The 19,043-nt window shown below is 64.6% G+C and carries 15 protein-coding genes and 2 tRNA genes; 15 read left to right on the top strand and 2 right to left on the bottom strand.

The features are described from left to right. The first annotated feature begins 53 nt into the window (after positions 1-53). From tgt to GR316_RS04370, 10 genes are all read left to right on the top strand, one after another. On the top strand, positions 54-1,178 hold the full coding sequence (tgt, locus tag GR316_RS04415; RefSeq protein ID WP_211784827.1) for a tRNA guanosine(34) transglycosylase Tgt: 1,125 nt from the start codon (positions 54-56) through the stop codon (positions 1,176-1,178). A 53-nt stretch (positions 1,179-1,231) separates the two neighbouring features. After that, positions 1,232-2,311, top strand: a complete 1,080-nt coding sequence (locus tag GR316_RS04410) for an alkene reductase (protein ID WP_211784826.1) — start codon at positions 1,232-1,234, stop codon at positions 2,309-2,311. 131 nt (positions 2,312-2,442) lie between these two features. After that, complete coding sequence (gene lon, locus GR316_RS04405; RefSeq protein WP_211784825.1) at positions 2,443-4,848, top strand: endopeptidase La; 2,406 nt, start codon at positions 2,443-2,445, stop codon at positions 4,846-4,848. Between the two features lie 98 nt (positions 4,849-4,946). Continuing rightward, positions 4,947-5,300, top strand: coding sequence for an HU family DNA-binding protein (locus GR316_RS04400; protein ID WP_211784824.1), 354 nt, complete (start codon positions 4,947-4,949; stop codon positions 5,298-5,300). An 18-nt stretch (positions 5,301-5,318) separates the two neighbouring features. Further along, positions 5,319-5,393 (top strand) — tRNA-Val (locus tag GR316_RS04395). A 145-nt stretch (positions 5,394-5,538) separates the two neighbouring features. Further along, positions 5,539-6,855 carry an ABC transporter substrate-binding protein gene (locus tag GR316_RS04390; RefSeq protein WP_211784823.1) on the top strand — a complete coding sequence of 439 codons (1,317 nt, stop codon included), beginning with the start codon at positions 5,539-5,541 and terminating at the stop codon, positions 6,853-6,855. Further along, complete coding sequence (locus GR316_RS04385) at positions 6,852-7,835, top strand: carbohydrate ABC transporter permease (RefSeq protein ID WP_211784822.1); 984 nt, start codon at positions 6,852-6,854, stop codon at positions 7,833-7,835. Before GR316_RS04390 ends, GR316_RS04385 begins: the two co-directional genes overlap by 4 nt. Position 7,836: 1 nt before the next feature. Next, positions 7,837-9,018: a carbohydrate ABC transporter permease gene (locus tag GR316_RS04380; protein WP_211784821.1), complete on the top strand. Its 1,182-nt coding sequence runs from the start codon at positions 7,837-7,839 to the stop codon at positions 9,016-9,018. Between the two features lie 9 nt (positions 9,019-9,027). Then, positions 9,028-10,113 carry an ABC transporter ATP-binding protein gene (locus tag GR316_RS04375; RefSeq protein WP_211784820.1) on the top strand — a complete coding sequence of 362 codons (1,086 nt, stop codon included), beginning with the start codon at positions 9,028-9,030 and terminating at the stop codon, positions 10,111-10,113. A 44-nt stretch (positions 10,114-10,157) separates the two neighbouring features. Further along, positions 10,158-10,233, top strand: a tRNA-Val gene (locus tag GR316_RS04370). Positions 10,234-10,248: 15 nt separating this feature from the next. Here GR316_RS04370 and GR316_RS04365 read toward each other — a convergent pair. After that, complete coding sequence (locus tag GR316_RS04365; RefSeq protein ID WP_211784819.1) at positions 10,249-10,776, bottom strand: hypothetical protein; 528 nt, start codon at positions 10,774-10,776, stop codon at positions 10,249-10,251. A gap of 106 nt (positions 10,777-10,882) precedes the next feature. Further along, a complete protein-coding gene (locus GR316_RS04360; protein WP_249218813.1) occupies positions 10,883-11,374 on the bottom strand; it encodes a DUF421 domain-containing protein in 492 nt (163 codons plus the stop codon). 167 nt (positions 11,375-11,541) lie between these two features. On the opposite strand from GR316_RS04360, the gene GR316_RS04355 reads away from it, so the two are divergent. The 5 genes from GR316_RS04355 (at position 11,542) to GR316_RS04335 (ending at position 19,035) form a co-directional block, all read left to right on the top strand. After that, positions 11,542-12,297, top strand: a complete 756-nt coding sequence (locus GR316_RS04355; protein WP_211784817.1) for an ImuA family protein — start codon at positions 11,542-11,544, stop codon at positions 12,295-12,297. After that, positions 12,218-13,687, top strand: a complete 1,470-nt coding sequence (locus GR316_RS04350) for a Y-family DNA polymerase (RefSeq protein ID WP_211784816.1) — start codon at positions 12,218-12,220, stop codon at positions 13,685-13,687. The genes GR316_RS04355 and GR316_RS04350 overlap by 80 nt, the downstream gene beginning before the upstream one ends. Continuing rightward, positions 13,684-16,821: an error-prone DNA polymerase gene (locus tag GR316_RS04345; protein WP_211784815.1), complete on the top strand. Its 3,138-nt coding sequence runs from the start codon at positions 13,684-13,686 to the stop codon at positions 16,819-16,821. The genes GR316_RS04350 and GR316_RS04345 overlap by 4 nt, the downstream gene beginning before the upstream one ends. Positions 16,822-16,944: 123 nt before the next feature. After that, positions 16,945-17,493: a TRAP transporter small permease subunit gene (locus GR316_RS04340; protein ID WP_211784814.1), complete on the top strand. Its 549-nt coding sequence runs from the start codon at positions 16,945-16,947 to the stop codon at positions 17,491-17,493. A gap of 9 nt (positions 17,494-17,502) precedes the next feature. Then, on the top strand, positions 17,503-19,035 hold the full coding sequence (locus tag GR316_RS04335) for a TRAP transporter large permease (RefSeq protein ID WP_211784813.1): 1,533 nt from the start codon (positions 17,503-17,505) through the stop codon (positions 19,033-19,035). Positions 19,036-19,043: the final 8 nt, after the last annotated feature.

The following is a 19,043-nucleotide window of genomic DNA, read 5'->3' as shown; positions in this document are numbered from 1 at the left end:
CTGCCGCATCGTCCCCCTTCCCAAAGACGCGTTTTTGGCGCAAAGGAAAGCGCATGACAGTCAGTTTTCGCAGGCTCGCCACCGACGGCAAAGCGCGCACGGGCGTAATCTCCACCCCGAGGGGGGAGATCCGCACCCCGGCCTTCATGCCCGTGGGTACGGCGGCAACCGTAAAGGCCATGCTGCCCGAAAATGTCCGTGCTACCGGCGCGGATATTCTGCTCGGCAACACCTATCACCTGATGCTGCGGCCTACGGCCGAGCGTATCGCCCGGCTGGGCGGTCTGCACCGCTTCATGAACTGGGAGCGGCCGATCCTGACCGACTCCGGCGGTTTTCAGGTGATGAGTCTGACCGCTTTGCGCAAGCTGACCGAGGAGGGGGTGCGCTTCAAGAGCCATATCGACGGCTCCAGCCATCACCTGACGCCCGAACGCAGCATGGAGATCCAGCGTCTGCTCGGCTCCGATATCGTGATGGCCTTCGACGAATGCACGCCGTTCCCGGCCGATGAGAAGACGGCCCGGAAGTCGATGGAGCTGTCGATGCGGTGGGCGCAGCGCTCGCGCGATGCCTTCGGCGATCGTCCGGGCCATGCGCTGTTCGGCATTCAGCAGGGCAGCGTCTTCCCCGATCAGCGCGCCGAAAGCGCCGAGAAGCTGCGCGCCATCGATTTCGACGGCTACGCGGTCGGCGGCCTTGCGGTGGGCGAGGGGCAGAAGATGATGTTCGATGTCCTCGATTACGCGCCCAACATGCTGCCGGAGGAAAAGCCGCGCTATCTGATGGGGGTCGGCAAGCCCGACGACATCGTGGGCGCGGTCGAACGCGGGATCGACATGATGGACTGCGTGCTTCCGTCCCGCTCGGGGCGGACGGGGCAGGCCTTCACGCGCCGCGGCGTCGTGAACCTGCGCAACGCCCGCCATGCCGACGATCCGCGCCCGCTGGATGAGGAATGTGGCTGCCCGGCCTGCCGCAGCTATTCGCGCGGCTATCTGCACCATGTCATCCGCGCGCAGGAGATCATCGGCTCCATGCTGCTGACATGGCACAACCTGCATTACTATCAGGAATTGATGCAGGGGCTGCGCGATGCGATCGCTGCCGAGGCGCTTGCGGCTTTCGTGCGCGATTTCCATGCCACGCGTGCCGAGGGCGATATCGACATCCTGTGACTTGTGCGGGCGCGCCGTCGGCATATCTTCGCTTCTCTAGTAAGGAGACGACCATGCCCGCCAATCTATTCGATCCCATCACCGTCGGTGATCTTCAACTGAAGAACCGCATCGCGATGGCCCCGCTGACGCGCAACCGCGCGAACCCCGATGGCGACGTGCCCAGCGATCTGGCGGAGGAGTATTACCGCCAGCGCGCCGGTGCCGGTCTCATCATCACCGAAGGCTCGCAGATCTCTCCCGAAGGGAAGGGCTATGCGTGGACGCCGGGCATCTATTCCGAAGCGCAGGTCACCGGCTGGAAGCGCGTGACCGATGCCGTCCATGCGGCCGGTGGCAAGATCGCCATCCAGCTGTGGCATGTGGGCCGCATCAGCCACGAAGTGCTGCTGGATGGCAAGCCGCCCGTTGCGCCCTCGGCGATCGGCGCCAATGGCAAGACCTTCGACGGCACGAACATGATCGAAACCTCGGTGCCCCGTGCGCTGGAAACGGACGAGATCGCCCGCATCGTCGAGGATTGGCGCACGGCTGCGGCCAATGCCAAGGCCGCCGGTTTCGACGCGGTGGAGATCCACGCGGCGAACGGCTACCTGATCGACCAGTTCCTGCGCGACACCACCAACCATCGCGACGACGCCTATGGCGGCTCCATCGAGAATCGCGTCCGTCTGCTGGACGAGATCATCGGGGCGGTCGTCTCGGTCATGGGTGCGGGCCGCACCGGCATCCGCATCTCGCCGTGGTCGAACGCCAACAATGTCGGCATCGACAGCGATACGGCGGCGCTCTTCGCCAAGGTGATCGATGTCATCAACGCGCATGGCCTTGCCTTCCTCGAGGTGGTCGAGGGGCAGACCGGCGGCCCGCGCGACTGGCCCGAGGGCGGCATCGAGGCGCTGCGTTCGGCCTATAAGGGCGTCTATATCGCCAATAACGGCTATCACGACCGCGCCGATGCGATCGCGGCCGAAGGCGACATGGTGTCCTTCGGGCGGCCCTACATCTCCACCCCCGACCTTGCGGAGCGTCTGGCGCAGGATGCGCCGCTGAACCCGCTGCCCAAGGACAAGCTCTATGGTGGTGGTGCGGAAGGCTATACGGACTATCCGACGCTGGCCCAACTGGACTGACGGCGGGGGTCCGGCGCCCGGCGGAGCGGTTGACTCCGGCCGGGCGCATCACCAGATAGGATGCTCAGATCCGGGGAGGGCCGGGTGTCGCCGATGACCGGGGCCAGCGCCTTCTTGCGAAAGGACCAGAGATGAACGAGACACTTGCACCGAGCTATCCCGTGTTGCCCCTGCGCGACATCGTGGTGTTTCCGCACATGATCGTGCCGCTGTTCGTGGGCCGGGAGAAATCGGTTCGCGCGCTGGAAGAGGTCATGTCCGAGGATCGCCAGATCCTGCTTTCCGCGCAGATGGATCCTTCGGTGGACGATCCGGGCGATGACGGTATCTACCGCACGGGCGTTTTGGCCAATGTGCTGCAACTGCTGAAACTGCCCGATGGCACCGTGAAGGTGCTGGTCGAGGGCAAGACGCGCGTGCGCATCACCGATTTCATCGAGAATGACCGCTTCTTCGAGGCGCGCGCCGAGGCGATGGAAGAGACCGCGGGCGATGCCGAAACGGTGGACGCCATGCTGCGCGCCGTCGCGGATGAATTCGAACGCTACGCCAAGATCAAGAAGAACATCCCCGAAGAGGCGCTGTCGGCGGTGTCCGAATCGCGCGACCCGGCGCGTCTGGCCGATCTGGTGGCTGGCCATCTGGGGGTCGATGTCGCGCAGAAGCAGGCGCTTCTGGAAACGCTGGACATCGGTGAGCGGTTGGAAGGCATCTACGGCCATATGCAGGGCGAGATGAGCGTCCTTCAGGTCGAGAAACGCATCAAGTCGCGCGTCAAGAACCAGATGGAGAAGACGCAGCGCGAGTATTACCTGAATGAGCAGATGAAGGCCATTCAGAAGGAGCTCGGCGATGGCGAGGACGGCCAGAACGAGGTCGCCGAACTCGAAGCGCGCATCGCCAAGACCAAGCTATCGAAAGAGGCCCGCGAGAAGGCGGATGCCGAGATCAAGAAGCTGAAATCGATGTCCCCGATGAGCGCCGAGGCGACCGTCGTGCGGAACTATCTCGACTGGCTTCTGGGCGTGCCGTGGGGCGTGAAGTCGAAGGTCAAGAAAGACATCGGCAAGGCGCAGGCGATCCTCGATGCCGATCACCACGGGCTGGAGAAGGTCAAGGAACGGATCACCGAATACCTTGCCGTGCAGGCCCGCGCGACCAAGCTGAAGGGGCCGATCCTGTGCCTCGTCGGCCCTCCGGGTGTGGGCAAGACCTCTCTCGGCAAGTCGGTTGCGAAGGCGACGGGGCGCGAGTTCATCCGCATCAGCCTTGGCGGCGTGCGCGACGAATCCGAGATCCGCGGCCACCGCCGGACCTATATCGGCTCCATGCCCGGGAAGATCATTCAGGCGCTGAAGAAGGCCAAGACCACGAACCCGCTCATCCTGCTCGATGAAATCGACAAGATGGGGCAGGATTATCGCGGCGATCCGGCATCGGCGATGCTGGAGGTGCTGGACCCGGAGCAGAATGGCAGCTTCGTCGACCACTATCTCGAGGTGGAATACGATCTGTCGAACGTGATGTTCCTGACCACGGCGAACTCCTACAACATGCCGGGCCCGCTTCTGGACCGGATGGAGATCATTCCGCTGGCCGGTTACACCGAGGATGAGAAGCGCGAGATCGCCAAATCGCACCTTCTGGACAAGCAGGTGCAGAATCACGGCCTGAAGAAGGGCGAATTCTCGGTCTCGGACGACGCGCTGACGGAGGTCATCCGCTCCTACACCCGCGAGGCCGGGGTCCGGAACCTCGAGCGTGAGATCGCAAAACTGGCCCGCAAGGCCGTGACGGAGATCGTGAAGGGCAAGGCCACCGCGATCGAGGTGACGGCGGCGAATGTCGGCGATTTCCTTGGTGTGAAACGCTACAAGTTCGGGCTGGCCGAGAAAGAGGATCAGGTCGGCGTCGTTACGGGTCTGGCCTATACCTCGGTCGGGGGGGAACTGCTTCAGATCGAAGCGCTGCGCTTGCCGGGCAAGGGCCGCATGAAGACGACGGGCAAGCTCGGCGATGTCATGAAGGAATCGATCGACGCGGCGTCCAGCTATGTGCGGTCCATCGCGCCGGAGCTGGGCGTGAAGCCGCCGCGGTTCGAGGCGATGGACATCCACGTCCACGTCCCGGAAGGCGCGACGCCCAAGGATGGGCCGAGCGCGGGGCTTGCGATGGTCACCTCGATCGTGTCGGTGCTGACGGGCATTCCCGTTCGCAAGGACATCGCGATGACGGGGGAGGTGACGCTGCGCGGCAACGCGCTGCCCATCGGCGGCCTGAAGGAGAAGCTTCTCGCGGCTCTGCGCGGCGGCATCAAGACGGTGCTGATCCCCGAGGAGAACGAGAAGGATCTGGCCGAAATTCCGGCGAACGTGACGCAGGGCCTTCGGATCATTCCGGTCAGCCATGTGCGCGAGGTTCTGCGCGAGGCGCTGGTCCGCATGCCCGAGCCTGTGGAATGGGACGAGGCCGCCGAAGAGGCCGCCGCCGCCCGCCGCTTGGCCGAACAGCAGCCGCATCAGCCGACGGCGCACTGAAACGACCGAAAAACGCGCCTCCGGGCGCGTTTTTCTTTAACCTGCGGCGCGCTCGTGCTTAGCATGGACAGGCTTCCAACAGAGTGAGGGATACTGTCATGGCCACCAAGACGACCCGTAGTGCGAAAGCTGCCGAACCCGTCGAAACCGTCGAACCCACCGTGCCCGAAGTGGCCGCCGATCCCGTCACCGTCGTGAAGCTCCCCGATCTGCTGGACCGGATCGTGGAACAGACGGGCCAGAAGAAGGGCGTCGTGAAGCCCATCGTCGAGGCGCTTCTGACCAATATCGCCGAGAATCTGAAGGAAGGGACGGACCTTGCCTTGCCGCCTCTGGGCCGGCTGCGCGTGATCAAACGCAAGGAAGAGGACGGCCCCCTGACGCTGAAATTGCGCTTCCCGAACAACGCCGAAAAAACCTCTGAAAATACTCTTGCGGAGGATGATGAGTAAAGATAAACCCCCGGCATCGGGCGATTAGCTCAGTGGTAGAGCGCTTCGTTCACATCGAAGATGTCGGGGGTTCAAATCCCTCATCGCCCACCATCCACCACTGGATACCATGCCTCGTGTCAATTTGTTGAACACGAGGCGAACCGACCTAACTGTTTCGTGATTGTCAGACTTGTCTGACAAGAAACGAGGGAGGAGAGGTCGTTTGCGCGTACACCTGTCGGTGGCTCTGTCGGTCATGGCCACAGCCGCAGGGGCACAAGAGCTTCTGTATCAGCCGGGCGAAGACCCGCGATTCAATTGGCAATCCTACGAGGATTTTGCCGCGACGCATGATCTGCAAGGGCAGAGCGTCACCATATCCGGCCCATGGACGGCCGAGGATGAGGTGACCTTCCGCCGGACGTTCGAATATTTCGAAGCCGCTACGGGCGCCCGCGTGGATTACGCCGGTTCCGACAGCTTCGAGCAGCAGATCGTCATCGATGTCAATTCGGGTTCGCCCCCCGACATCGCCGTGTTCCCCCAGCCGGGTCTGGCGCGGCAACTGGCCGGGCAGGGGCGGCTTACGCCCTTGGCCGACGATACCGCCGACTGGCTGCGCGAGAATTATGCCGCCGGCGACAGTTGGGTGAAGCTCGTGACCTTTGCCGGGCCGGACGGTCAGGAGGCGGTTTATGGCTTCCCCTACAAGATCGACGTGAAAAGCCTCGTCTTCTATTCCCCCGAGAATTTCAAAGCGCTTGGCTACGAGATCCCCCGCACGATGGAGGCGCTGAAGGCGCTGACCGAGCGGATGGCCGATGACGGCGTGACGCCGTGGTGCATCGCCCTCGGCTCCGGTTCGGCCACAGGCTGGCCCGCGACCGATTGGGTGGAGGATCTGATGCTGCGCACCCAGCCGCCCGAGGTCTACGACCAATGGGTCGCCCATGAGATCCCCTTCGACGATCCCCGCGTCGTGGAGGCCGTGAACGAGTTCGGCTGGTTCGCCAAGACCGACCGTTTCGTCGATGGCGGCGCGGGCGGGGTCGGCTGGATCGATCACCGCGACAGCCCACAGGGCCTCTTCTCCATCCCGCCGCGCTGCATGATGATGCATCAGGCCTCGTTCATCGGCTCGTTCTTCCCGACTGGGACGGAGTTCGGCGCGGATGTGGATTTCTTCTACATGCCGCCCTTCGAGACGAAGGACCTCGGCGATCCGGTGCTGGGTGCGGGGACGACCTTCACCATCGCGCATGACACCCCCGTGGCCGAAGCGTTCCTCGAATTCCTGCGCACCCCCATCGCGCACGAGATCTGGATGTCGCAGACTGGCTTCCTCACACCGCTGACGACGGCCAATCTCGACGCTTATGGCGATCCGACACTGCGCGGCATGGGTGAGATTCTGGTCAACGCGACGACCTTCCGCTTCGACGCCTCGGATCTGATGCCGGGTGCGATCGGCGCCGGGGCCTTCTGGACGGCGATGGTCGATTTCGTAGCGGGCCAATCGGCCGAGGATGCGACCGGAACCATCGAAGCGACGTGGGAGGCGTTGGGGAGATGACACAGATACTCTTTGCACTTCTGACCATCGTCATCGGTGTCGGCGGATGCCTTGCCTATTTCTACCTCGCGAACATGGTCTTGGACCGTGTGCTGCCGCCGCGCCGGGGCCGACCTGAGAATCTGCGCCGCTCGTCGCGGATCCGTCCATGGATCTTCCTTGCGCCGGCCATCGTGCTGCTCGGCGTCTATCTGGTCTATCCGCTGTTCGCCTCGGTTTGGCTCTCCCTTTCGCGGGATGGGGAGTTCACGGGCCTCGCGAATTACATCTGGATGGTTCAAGACCCGAAGTTCCGTGAAAGCCTGTTCAACAATGTGCTGTGGCTGATCTTCGTGCCGACGTTGTCGACGCTGGTCGGCCTCGTGGCGGCGCAGCTGACGGATTCGATCAAATGGGGCACGATTGCCAAGTCGCTGATCTTCATGCCGATGGCCATCAGCTTCGTCGGGGCCGCCGTCATCTGGAAGTTCATCTATGAATTCCGCGCGGGCGATCAAACGCAGATCGGCCTTCTGAACGCGGTCGTCACCTCCCTTGGCGGAGAGCCGCAGGCGTGGCTGACGCTGCCGATCGTCAACACCTTCTTCCTTATGATCATCATGGTCTGGATGCAGGCGGGCTTTGCCATGGTCCTGCTGTCGGCCGCGCTGCGCGGCATCCCCGACGAGACGATCGAGGCCGCGATCCTCGACGGTGCTTCGCCGTGGAAGGTGTTCTGGCGCATTCAGGTACCGCAGATCTACGGCACCATCGCCGTGGTCTGGACCACGATCACCATCATGGTCCTGAAGATCTTCGACATCGTGTTCGCGATCACCAACGGCCAATGGGGCACGCAGGTGCTGGCGAACCTGATGTATGACTGGTCCTTCCGCGCGGGCGATTTCAACCGTGGGGCGACGATTGCCATCGTCATCATGGTGGCCGTGCTGCCGATCATGATCTGGAACATCCGCAACGCCCAGAAGGAGGAGGACTGAGATGGAAAACATCGCAGGTAAGAATGTCAGTCTCCGCTGGCTGCTGAACATCGCGGTCCTCGTCCTGGTGCTGCTGTGGACGATCCCGACCATCGGGCTTCTCGTGTCTTCGTTCCGCGACCGGGAGCAGCTTCAGACATCGGGCTGGTGGACGGCGCTGACCGCGTCCGAACAGCGTTGGGCCGCGCGCACCGGTCTGCCGGACACCGCCGAGGAGAATGGCGGCACTTGGGTTCTGTCGGGCAACGTCTTTGGCGACGACGCGGCGGGGGGCGAGATTATCGCCTTCGGCACCTCTCCGGTCGATCCCTCGGCCTTTGCCGCGGGGGACACCGCGCCCATGGCCGTGGGCGAATTGACTGTGCAGGCCGATGGCAGCTATGAGCTGACCGCGCCGCAACCCTTTTCCGAGCCGCAGGTGGTGCAGGGGGATACCGCCACGGACGCACCGCCCGAACGCGGGCTGCGGATTTTCCTGACCTCCACCCAACCCCCCGATTTCACGACCGGCAACTACGGCACCGTACTGTCGGCGGATGGGATGGGCCGGGCCTTTCTCAACACGCTGACGGTGGCGATCCCGGCGACCGTGATCCCGATCCTGATTGCCGCCTATGCCGCCTATGCGCTGTCATGGATGGCGTTTCCGGGGCGCTCGCTTTTGATCGCGGCGGTGGTGGGGCTTCTGGTCGTGCCGCTGCAACTCTCGCTGATCCCGCTGCTTCAATTGCACAACGCGGTGGGGCTTGGCCGGGGTTATATCGGGGTCTGGCTGGCGCATACCGGCTTCGGCCTGCCGCTCGCGATCTATCTGCTGCGCAACTACATGGTCGGCCTGCCGCGCGAGGTGATCGAGAGCGCGCGCGTCGATGGTGCCACCGATTTCGAGATCTTCCGCAAGATCATCCTGCCGCTGTGTCTGCCGGCGCTGGCGGCGTTCGGCATCTTTCAGTTCCTGTGGACGTGGAACGACCTCTTGGTCGCCAAGGTGTTCCTCGGCACGTCCAACAGCGAGATGGTGATGACGGGCCGCATCGTGGAGCTTCTCGGCTCGCGCGGGAACAACTGGGAGCTTCTGACGGCGGCGGCCTTCATCTCGATGATCGTGCCGCTGATCGTGTTCTTTTCATTGCAACGATATTTCGTCCGGGGCCTGCTCGCAGGCTCGGTCAAGGGCGGCTGAGGAGGTAGCATGGCCAATCTTAAACTGACCGATGTGGCGAAATCCTATGGTGGCACCAAGGTGCTGCGGGGCATCGATCTGGAGATCCAGCAGGGGGAGTTGATCGTCTTCGTCGGCCCGTCGGGCTGCGGGAAATCCACGCTACTGCGCATGATCGCGGGGCTGGAGAAGATCACTGCTGGCACGCTTGAAATCGACGGGCAGGTGATGAACGACGTGCCGCCCGCCCAGAGGGGCATCGCCATGGTGTTCCAATCCTACGCGCTTTATCCGCATATGACGGTACGGGAGAACATGGCCTTCGCGCTTGAGATCGCGAAGGTGCCGAAGGCGGAGGCGAAAGCCAAGGTGGAGGCCGCGGCCGACACGCTTCAACTGACGCCCTATCTCGACCGTCTGCCGAAGGCGCTGTCGGGCGGGCAGCGGCAGCGCGTGGCCATCGGGCGGGCCATCGTCCGCGATCCGAAGGTGTATCTCTTCGACGAGCCTCTCTCGAACCTCGATGCGGCGCTGCGCGTGGCCACCCGGATCGAGATCGCCCAGTTGAAGGAGCGGATGCCGGACGCCACGATGATCTACGTCACCCACGATCAGGTGGAGGCGATGACGCTGGCGACCCGCATCGTGGTGCTGGCCGATAAGGGGATCAGTCAGGTCGGCACGCCGCTGGAGCTGTACGAGACGCCGCGCAACGAATTCGTGGCGCAATTCATCGGCTCTCCAGCGATGAACCTCTTGCCGGGCAAGATCACCGCCACGGGGGAGCGGACCGAGGTCGCCCTGCATGGCGGCGGCCGCGCCATCAGCGCCATCCCGACCGAGGCCGGCGATATGGGCCGCGAGGTGAAGATCGGCGTGCGCCCCGAGGATTTCGTGCCGACCGAGACGGAGTTCATCTATGAGGGGCAGGTCGACTATGTGGAGGCCCTTGGCGAGGTGACGCTGCTCTACTTCGTTGCCGAAGGGAAGCAGCCCGGCGTCATCGCCAAGCTGCCGGGCATCGCCCGCGAAGTGCGGCGCAAGACCGTACGCCTGACGGCGGATCCGGCCAAGGTGCACCTCTTCGCCGACGGGCTGTCGCTCTTTCACTGCTGAAGCCCCTTGAACCTTCGCCGCGCGTGGGTATAACCGCGCGTGGCGGGCCGTTAGCTCAGTTGGTAGAGCGTTTCGTTTACACCGAAAATGTCGGCGGTTCGAACCCGTCACGGCCCACCATTATTTCCGAAGACTTCAGAAACGAATACCCGTCACCAGTTGCGTGCTCTCACCGGTTGCGCGCAGACCCAGGGTGAAGCGATCATAGGCGAAGGTGATGAGCGCGCCGAAGTTGCCTTTGTATTCGGTCTCCGGCTCGCTATCCGCATAGCACTGAAAGCCGAGATAGGAGCGGGGGCAATCCGCCGATGTCTCCCGAAGGCCGATCAGCAACGCGACGTCCGACCGCAGGAGGCCGCTGTCGTAAATGTTGCTTCCGATCAGAAGGTTATAGGACACACCTGACGTAAGGTCTTCATTCTTGTTCCATGTCGAATCGAGCTTCGTGCCTTCGCGGGCGATGTCGAAGCCGAAGATCAGACGGCTGTTCGCGGCCTGTCCCATCAGGCCGATCGACAAAGGAGCGCTGTCGCTTTCGGATGGGCCGTCGTGCCGTTGATTGCCGGTCCCGACATAGAACGTATTCCGCAGCAAAGGCGCATCCTGCGCAACGGCTTGACCCGCCGCCAGCAGGAGGAAGAGTGAACAGAGAAGTTTTTTCATGGACGCATACCGCTTTGAGGGTCCGGCCCTTATTGCCGGGACGCCCCTTTCACGGCGCTGCGCCCTAAGGCGCCGTTAACGGGACAAAGACCATATCCGTCGCATTTTAGCGATCGGTGAGGGGACGATCCCGTTCCGTCACGCCCACACTGATGGTGCCATCGCTTTCCAGAATCATGAAATCCACGTCACGGATATCACGCGCGCCCGAAGCCCGCGCAGCGCTCATCGCTTCGTCCTCGGTGATGCGTTCGGCGACCATGGCGCCGCTGCAGAATCGCCCGTCACGCGCCAAAAGCGCAGGCTCCGATCGGACCAATCGGGCAAAGCGGGCCGACCGGACCGAGAGGAACGTGACGCTGTATTGCAGCAGGATCAGCAGAACGAATGCGGCCGCGCCTTCGCCGAGGGCTATCGATTCCTGCAACAGCACCGCCGACAAGGTGGAGCCGAGCGCGACCGTTACTACCAGATCAAACGCGTTCAGCTTCGCCAACGTCCGCTTGCCCGACACCCGCAGAAACAGCACGAGCAGCGCATAAGCCAGCGCACCGACGATGATGGTCCGGACGATCCCCTGCCAGTCCTGAAAGAACATTCCGCTCCAATCCACGCACCACCTCCATTGCCCGATGGGAAGACAATGCGCGGATTGCGACATGGTTCATATGTGATCTGCTGAAGGGTCGATTGTTGACTTGAAAATAGGTTAAGAACAAAACAAGAACACATGCAATCGTTCTCACAAAGGGGGTGTCCAATCTCATGTCTGCCTTGCCGGCTCATATGGTCCTTGCCACGCTGCGCCATCGGATCGCAGCGATCGAGGGCGGCCATGGCCCGCCATTGGCGGTGCTACCGTTCGGCGTGCCCGAACTGGACCGCCGCCTGACCAAGGGCGGGCTTGCGCTCGGTTGCCTGCACGAGGTGGCGGGCGGCGGCAATGGCGCGGTCGATGGGGCGGCGGCGGCCTGCTTTGCGGCGGGCATCGCGGCACGGCTGCCGGGGCAGGTGCTGTGGTGCGTGACGCAGGCCGATCTCTTTGCACCGGGGTTGGAGCAGGCGGGCCTGCCCGCGACCCGCGTGATCCATGTCGAGGCGGGAGACGACACCGCCGTTCTTGCCTGCATGGAGGAGGGGTTGCGGCATGGAGGTCTTGCCTGCGTCGTGGCCGATGTGGCTCGGCTGTCGATGACCGCCTCGCGCCGGTTGCATCTGGCGGCAAAGGGCTCGGGCACCACGGGGATCGCCCTGCGCCGCTGGCGCCGGCAGGCGGAGGCCAGCGACTTCGGCCAACCGACGGCGGCCATGACGCGCTGGCGGGTTTCGGCGCTGCCTTCTGCACCGCTGCCGGTGCAGGGGGTGGGCCGCGCGCGTTGGATGGTGGAATTGCTCCGCGCGCGGGCGGGCGAAAGTTTCGATATCGAATTGGAGGCATGCGATGGCACGGGTCATCTCGGTCTTCCTGCCGATGTGGCCGGTGGACCGGCTGCGACGGCAGGAAGACTCGCCTTCGGATAGGCCGCTGGTGCTGGCGGGGCGCCTCGGCAACCGCCGGGTGCTGACGGCGGTAGATACCGGCGCGGCGGGCCTTGGCCTTGTCGTCGGCATGCCGGTCAGCAAGGCGCAGGCGCTGGTGCAGGGTCTGCGGATCGAAGCTGCGAACCCAGAGGCCGATCTGGCCAGTCTGGAGCGTCTGGCGTTCTGGATCCTGCAACGCATCGCGCCCATCGTCGCGGTCGATCCGCCGGACGGCATCGTGATCGACAGCACCGGCGCGGACCACCTGCATGGCGGCGAGGATGCTCTGCTGGAGGCGCTGACCGGCCGCCTTGCGCTGTCGGGCGTGACGGCGCGGGCGGCGGTTGCGGACACATGGGGCGCGGCCCATGCGCTGGCGCGCTTCGGCGGCGATCTGGCGCAGATGCCGCCCGAGGCGCTGCGCCTGCCCCCCGCCACCGTCGCGGGCCTGCGCGATATGGGCTTTGCCACCATCGGCGATCTGATGGCTGCGCCCCGTGCGCCGCTGACTCGCCGTTTCGGTCCCGAACTAATCCGCCGCATCGACCAGATGTTCGGCGATGCAGCCGAGCCCATCGATGCCCTGCGCCCCCCAGGCCTAATCGAGACCCGCCGCGCCTTTGCCGAACCCATCGGCGCGGCCGAGACCATCGCGCGGTACATTGGCAAGCTGGTTGTGGCCCTCTGCGCGGAACTGGACAAGCGCGGCCTAGGCGTCCGCCGTCTGGACCTGATCTGCCATCGTGTGGACCACGAATTGCAGACCGTCCGCATCGGCCTCGCCGTGCCGCAGCGTGACCCGCAGCGCCTGACGCGGCTGCTCTGCGACAGGATCCCCACCATCGCCCCCGGCTTCGGGATCGAGATCATGACCCTGACCGCCACCATCACCGAGCCCTTGGCTGCGCGGCAGACCAGCACCCTCGCGCCCGAGGCACCGGACCTGTCCGGCCTGATCGACACGCTGGCGAACCGCGTCGGCCATCGCGCCATCTACCGCATCGCCCCCGTCGCCAGCGATGTGCCCGAACGCTCCGTCCGCCGCATTCCCGCGCTGTCCGAACCCACCACCGAGGGCTGGCCCGATCACTGGCCACGCCCCACGCGCCTGTTCGCCCGCCCCGAACCCATCGAGACGATGGCGCTTCTGCCCGACCAGCCCCCCGTCTGGATCGCATGGCGCGGCATCCGCCGCCGGATCGCACGTGCCGATGGCCCCGAACGCATCTTCGGCGAATGGTGGACGCGCGAGGCCGAACGCGTTGCCGTCCGCGACTATTTTCGGGTGGAGGATGACGCGGGCGAGCGTCTCTGGATCTTCCGCGCGGGCGATGGCGAGGATGCCGCCACCGGCTCGCATCGCTGGTTCGTCCACGGGGTGTTCGGATGAGATATGCCGAGCTTCAGGTCACCACCGACTTCTCCTTCCTGCGCGGGGCGTCCAGCGCCGAGCATCTGTTCGCCACCGCGGCGATGATGGGGATTGAGGCATTGGGCGTGGTGGACCGCAACTCGGTCGCGGGGATTGTCCGGGCGTGGGAAGCGGCCAAGGCAACCGGCATCCGGCTGGTCGCGGGCTGCCGTCTGGACCTGATCTGCGGCATGGCGGTGCTGGTCTATCCCACCGACAAAGCGGCGTGGTCGCGGCTCTGCCGTCTGCTGACCTTGGGCAAGGGCCGCGCGGGCAAAGGCAAATGCCAGTTGCACTGGACCGACCTGATCGAGCATGCCGACGGTCTGATCGTCATCCTCATCCCCGATCAGCCGGGCGACACCTGCGCCCTCCATCTGCGCCGGATGCGCGAGACGTTTGGAAATCGCGCCTACCTCGCCCTGACCCTGCGCCGCCGTCCGAACGACCAGTTGCGGCTGCATAACCTTGCGAACCTCGCCACGCAGGCAAATGTGCCGACGGTGGTGACGAACGACGTTCTTTACCACGAACCCGCCCGCCGCATCCTGCAAGACGTGGTCACCGCCATTCGGCACACCACCACCGTGGAGGCGCTCGGCCACCGCCGTGAGCGCCATGCCGACCGCTATCTGAAACCGCCCGAGGAAATGGCCCGCTTGTTCGCCCGCCACCCCGAGGCGTTGGCCCGCACCATCGAGATCATGGAACGCTGCACCTTCGACCTTGGCGACCTGCGCTATCAATACCCCGAGGAACGCGACGACCCGAGCCTTTCCCCGCAGGACACGCTGATCCGCCTGACATGGGAGGGCGCGGCCACCCGCTATCCCGAGGGCATCCCGCCCGAGGTCACCCGATCCCTGAACCACGAGCTGACCCTGATCGGGCGGCTGGACTATGCGCCCTACTTCCTGACCGTCCACAGCATCGTCCGCTATGCCCGCTCGCGGAACATCCTCTGCCAAGGGCGCGGCTCGGCGGCGAACTCGGCGGTCTGCTATGTCCTCGGCATCACCTCCATCGATCCGGGACGAAACGACCTGCTGTTCGAACGCTTCATCTCCGAGGAACGCCGCGAGCCGCCCGACATCGATGTCGACTTTGAGCACGAACGGCGGGAAGAGGTCATCCAGTGGATCTACGAGACCTATGGCCGCACCCACGCCGCGCTGACCGCCGTGGTCACCCGCTACCGCGCCAAGGGGGCGCTGCGCGATGTCGGCAAGGCGATGGGCCTGCCCGAGGATCTGATCGCCGCGCTATCCTCGCTGATCTGGGCATGGTCCGAAGAGGGCATTACCGACGCGCAATTGGCCGAGTTGAACCTGAACCCGCAGGACCGTCGGCTGCGCCTGACCATGGAGCTGGCCCAGCAACTGATGGGCGCGCCGCGCCACCTGTCCCAACATCCGGGCGGGTTCGTGCTGACCCATGACCGGCTGGACGATCTGGTGCCCATCGAACCCGCTGCGATGCAGGACCGGCAGATCATCGAATGGGACAAGGACGACATCGACGCGCTGAAGTTCATGAAGGTCGACATCCTCGCCCTTGGAATGCTGACCTGCATGGCCAAGGGGCTGGCACTGGTGGCAAAGCACAAGGATGCCCACTATGACCTTGCCAGCATCCCGGCCGAAGATCCGCGCACCTATGCGATGATCCGCAAGGCCGACACGCTCGGCACCTTCCAGATCGAGAGCCGCGCGCAGATGGCGATGCTGCCGCGCCTGCGCCCCCGCACCTTTTACGATCTGGTGGTGCAGGTCGCCATCGTCCGCCCCGGCCCGATACAGGGCGACATGGTCCACCCCTATCTGCGCCGCCGCGCAGGGCTGGAGCCGGTGGAATACCCCAAGCCCGAGCTGGAGAAGGTGCTGGGCAAGACGCTCGGCGTGCCGCTGTTCCAAGAACAGGCGATGCGGGTGGCCATCGAATGCGCGGGCTTCACGCCCGGCGAGGCCGACATGCTGCGGAAGAGCATGGCGACCTTCAAGTTTACCGGCGGTGTCAGCGCGTTCCGTGACAAGCTGATCGACGGAATGGTCAAGCGCGGCTACGAAGCCGGCTTCGCCGAGCGGACGTTCAGGCAGCTTGAGGGGTTCGGCAGCTACGGTTTCCCCGAAAGCCACGCAGCGAGCTTTGCGCTGATCGCCTATGCCTCATCCTGGCTGAAGTGCTGGCACCCCGACGCCTTCTGCGCGGCGCTGCTGAACAGCCAGCCCATGGGCTTCTACGCCCCCGCCCAGATCGTGCGCGATGCCCGCGATCACGGGGTGGAGGTCCGGCCCCTCTGCATCAATGCATCCCAATGGGACTGCACGCTGGAAGGGGGCGCCGTCCGGCTTGGCCTGCGCATGGTGAAGGGGCTGGCCGAGGCGCATGCCGCTGCGATTGCCCGCACCGCGCCCTTCACCTCGATCGAGGATCTCTGGCGCCGTGCCCGCGTTCCGGCTGCCGCTTTGACCTGCATTGCCCAAGCGGATGGCTTCCACAGCTTCGGCCTGAGCCGTCGTCAAGCCGTCTGGGCGATCAAGGGCTTGCCCGACACCGACCTGCCGCTCTTCGCTGCCGCCGAGAGCGCAGAGCCTGCTGTCCCCTTGCGCCCGATGACCGCGGGGCGCGAGGTGGTCGAGGATTACAGCCGCACCGGCCTGTCCCTGCGCCAGCATCCGGTCGCCTTCCTGCGCGGCGATCTTGCGACGCGCCGTATCCTGACCTGCGCCGAGGCAATGACCCTGCCGAACCGCCGCTGGGCCGAAATCGCGGGGCTGGTGCTGGTCCGCCAACGCCCCGGATCGGCCAAGGGCACCATGTTCATCACCCTCGAGGACGAGACCGGCATCGCCAACCTCGTCGTCTGGCCGAAGATCTTCGAGGCCAACCGCCGCACCATCCTCTCCGCCGGCATGATCGCCGCCAGCGGCCGCATCCAACGCGAGGGGGAGGTCGTCCACTTCGTCGTTCAGCAATTGACCGATCTTTCCAGCGATCTTGCCGGAATCGGGCGGAGCGGGACTGCGAACCCGGCCGCCACACGCACCCGCGATATGTACATCCCCGATCTGCATCTGGATGCCATACGGATGAAAACACGGGATTTTCGGTAACACACGGGCCCCTGAGGCAGCCGGACCCCGTTTGCCATCTTGCCGCAATCACGGCGGCTTCATAATCTGGTCCGAATCCAGCGGTGCGAGGAGGCATCGGCTGTGAGGCAGGGGAGGGTCCGCATGAAGAGCTTACTGGCGTTGTCACGCCTTATCGACCTGGTGAACACGTTCATCGGAAAGGCGGCGTCTTGGCTGATTCTTGTCGCGGTGTTGATCAGCGCGATCAATGCGGTGATGCGGAAGGTGTTTTCCGTCAGTTCCAACGCGTGGCTGGAATCGCAGTGGTATCTCTTCTCGGCGGTGTTCCTGCTGGCGGCGGCCTATACCCTTCTGCGCAGCGAGCATGTGAAGGTCGATCTGGTCTATGGGATGCTGCCGCGCCGCGTGCAGCTGTGGATCGAGGTGCTTGGCACGATCTTCTTCCTCTTCCCGTTCTGCCTCATCACCATCTGGCTCGCGTGGCCGGTCGTGATGGCCAAGATCGCCTCGGGGGAGGTGTCCAACAACACCGGCGGCCTGATCCAATGGCCGGTCTGGAGCCTGATCCCCATCGGATTTTCCCTCCTCGCGCTTCAGGGCCTGTCCGAACTGATCAAGCGTATCGCCATCCTGCGCGGCACCATCGCCGACCCGGTCCTCGAGGCCGATGCCGCCGCGGCCAAGCTCTAGGATACGAAGATGACTGCTTTCTTCGCGGAAAACCTCGCCCCGATCATGTTCCTGTCGCTGATCGTGATCCTGCTGATCGGCTATCCCGTCGCCTTTGCGCTGGCCTTCGTGGGCTTTGCCTTCGGTTTCGTCGGGATCGAGATGGGCCTCTTGCCCGTCAACCTGTTCCAAGCGATCCCCGACCGGATTTTCGGCCAGATGTCGAACGAGACGCTGCTGGCCATTCCCTTCTTCACCTTCATGGGGCTGATCCTCGAACGATCGGGCATGGCGGAAAAGCTGCTCGATACGGTGGGGCAGCTGTTCGGGCCGGTGCGCGGCGGGATCGCCTTCGCCGTCGTTCTGGTCGGGGCGCTTCTGGCGGCCACGACGGGCGTGGTGGCGGCCTCCGTCATCTCCATGGGGCTGATTTCGCTGCCCATCATGCTGCGCCACGGCTATGACCGGCGGATCGCGGCGGGCACGATCGCGGCCTCCGGGACGCTGGCGCAGATCATCCCGCCCAGCCTCGTGCTGATCATCCTTGCCGATCAGTTGGGCCGTTCGGTGGGCGACATGTACAAGGGCGCGCTCGTTCCGGCGCTGATGCTGGTCGGGGCCTATCTCGCCTATGTCGTCGTCGTGTCGATCATCTGGCCGCAGAAGGTGCCGGCCCTGCCGCCCGAGGCGCGGACGCTGCGCGGCTGGAAGCTGGTGGGCCGGGCGCTCACCTCGCTGGTGCCGCCGCTGGTTCTGATCTTCCTCGTGCTCGGGACCATCTTCTTCGGCATCGCCACCCCCACCGAAGGGGGCGCGATGGGCGCCGTCGGGGCGCTGATCCTTGCGGCGATGAACGGCAAGCTGACGATGGAACTGCTGCGCCAGTCGCTCTATTCCACGGCGCGGCTGTCGGCCTTCGTGCTGTTCATCCTTCTGGGTGCGCGGGTCTTCTCGCTGACCTTCTACGGGGTGAACGGCCATGTCTGGGTCGAGCATCTGATGACCTCGGTTCCGGGCGGGGTGCTCGGCTTCCTGATCGTGGCGAACCTCTTGGTCTTCTTCCTCGCCTTCTTCCTCGATTATTTCGAACTGGCCTTCATCATCATCCCGCTGCTGGCCCCGGTGGCCGATGCGCTGGGGATCGATCTGATCTGGTTCGGCGTGATGCTGGCGATCAACATGCAGACCTCGTTCATGCACCCGCCCTTCGGCTTCTCGCTCTACTTCCTGCGATCGGTCGCACCGACGCGGCCCTATCGCGACGCCGAAACGGGGCGGACGATCCAGCCGATCACATCTGGGCAGATCTATATGGGGGCGGTGCCGTTCCTCGTGATCCAGCTGGTCATGGTGATCCTCGTCCTGTCGTTCCCGCAATTGGTGACGCATTACAAATCCGGCGCGGTTCAGGTCGATCCGGCCTCGATCCAGCTGAACGTGCCGCTGCCGGGGGCCGCAAACCCCTTCGGCACGCCAGCCGCGCCCACCTTCGGAGGCAGCGCGCCCGCCGCGCCGACCTTCGCACCGCCCGCGCCGCCGTCCTTCGGCGCACCATCGCAATGACACTGTTT

This window comes from Falsirhodobacter algicola (genome assembly GCF_018279165.1).
In the GTDB taxonomy this organism is placed as follows: Bacteria; Pseudomonadota; Alphaproteobacteria; order Rhodobacterales; family Rhodobacteraceae; genus Falsirhodobacter; species Falsirhodobacter algicola.
Note: the sequence above shows the minus strand (reverse complement) of the source record. Positions and strands in the feature narration are given on the sequence as shown.

Coding starts and splice junctions, on each gene's coding strand:
- GR316_RS04400 (WP_211784824.1), top strand. CDS start 4,947: ATGGCCACCAAGACGACCCGTAGTGCGAAAGCTGCCGAACCCGTCGAA.
- GR316_RS04375 (WP_211784820.1), top strand. CDS start 9,028: ATGGCCAATCTTAAACTGACCGATGTGGCGAAATCCTATGGTGGCACC.
- GR316_RS04385 (WP_211784822.1), top strand. CDS start 6,852: ATGACACAGATACTCTTTGCACTTCTGACCATCGTCATCGGTGTCGGC.
- GR316_RS04365 (WP_211784819.1), bottom strand. CDS start 10,776: ATGAAAAAACTTCTCTGTTCACTCTTCCTCCTGCTGGCGGCGGGTCAA.
- GR316_RS04340 (WP_211784814.1), top strand. CDS start 16,945: ATGAAGAGCTTACTGGCGTTGTCACGCCTTATCGACCTGGTGAACACG.
- GR316_RS04360 (WP_249218813.1), bottom strand. CDS start 11,374: ATGTTCTTTCAGGACTGGCAGGGGATCGTCCGGACCATCATCGTCGGT.
- GR316_RS04335 (WP_211784813.1), top strand. CDS start 17,503: ATGACTGCTTTCTTCGCGGAAAACCTCGCCCCGATCATGTTCCTGTCG.
- GR316_RS04380 (WP_211784821.1), top strand. CDS start 7,837: ATGGAAAACATCGCAGGTAAGAATGTCAGTCTCCGCTGGCTGCTGAAC.
- lon (WP_211784825.1), top strand. CDS start 2,443: ATGAACGAGACACTTGCACCGAGCTATCCCGTGTTGCCCCTGCGCGAC.
- GR316_RS04345 (WP_211784815.1), top strand. CDS start 13,684: ATGAGATATGCCGAGCTTCAGGTCACCACCGACTTCTCCTTCCTGCGC.
- GR316_RS04350 (WP_211784816.1), top strand. CDS start 12,218: ATGGCACGGGTCATCTCGGTCTTCCTGCCGATGTGGCCGGTGGACCGG.
- GR316_RS04390 (WP_211784823.1), top strand. CDS start 5,539: ATGGCCACAGCCGCAGGGGCACAAGAGCTTCTGTATCAGCCGGGCGAA.
- GR316_RS04410 (WP_211784826.1), top strand. CDS start 1,232: ATGCCCGCCAATCTATTCGATCCCATCACCGTCGGTGATCTTCAACTG.
- tgt (WP_211784827.1), top strand. CDS start 54: ATGACAGTCAGTTTTCGCAGGCTCGCCACCGACGGCAAAGCGCGCACG.
- GR316_RS04355 (WP_211784817.1), top strand. CDS start 11,542: ATGTCTGCCTTGCCGGCTCATATGGTCCTTGCCACGCTGCGCCATCGG.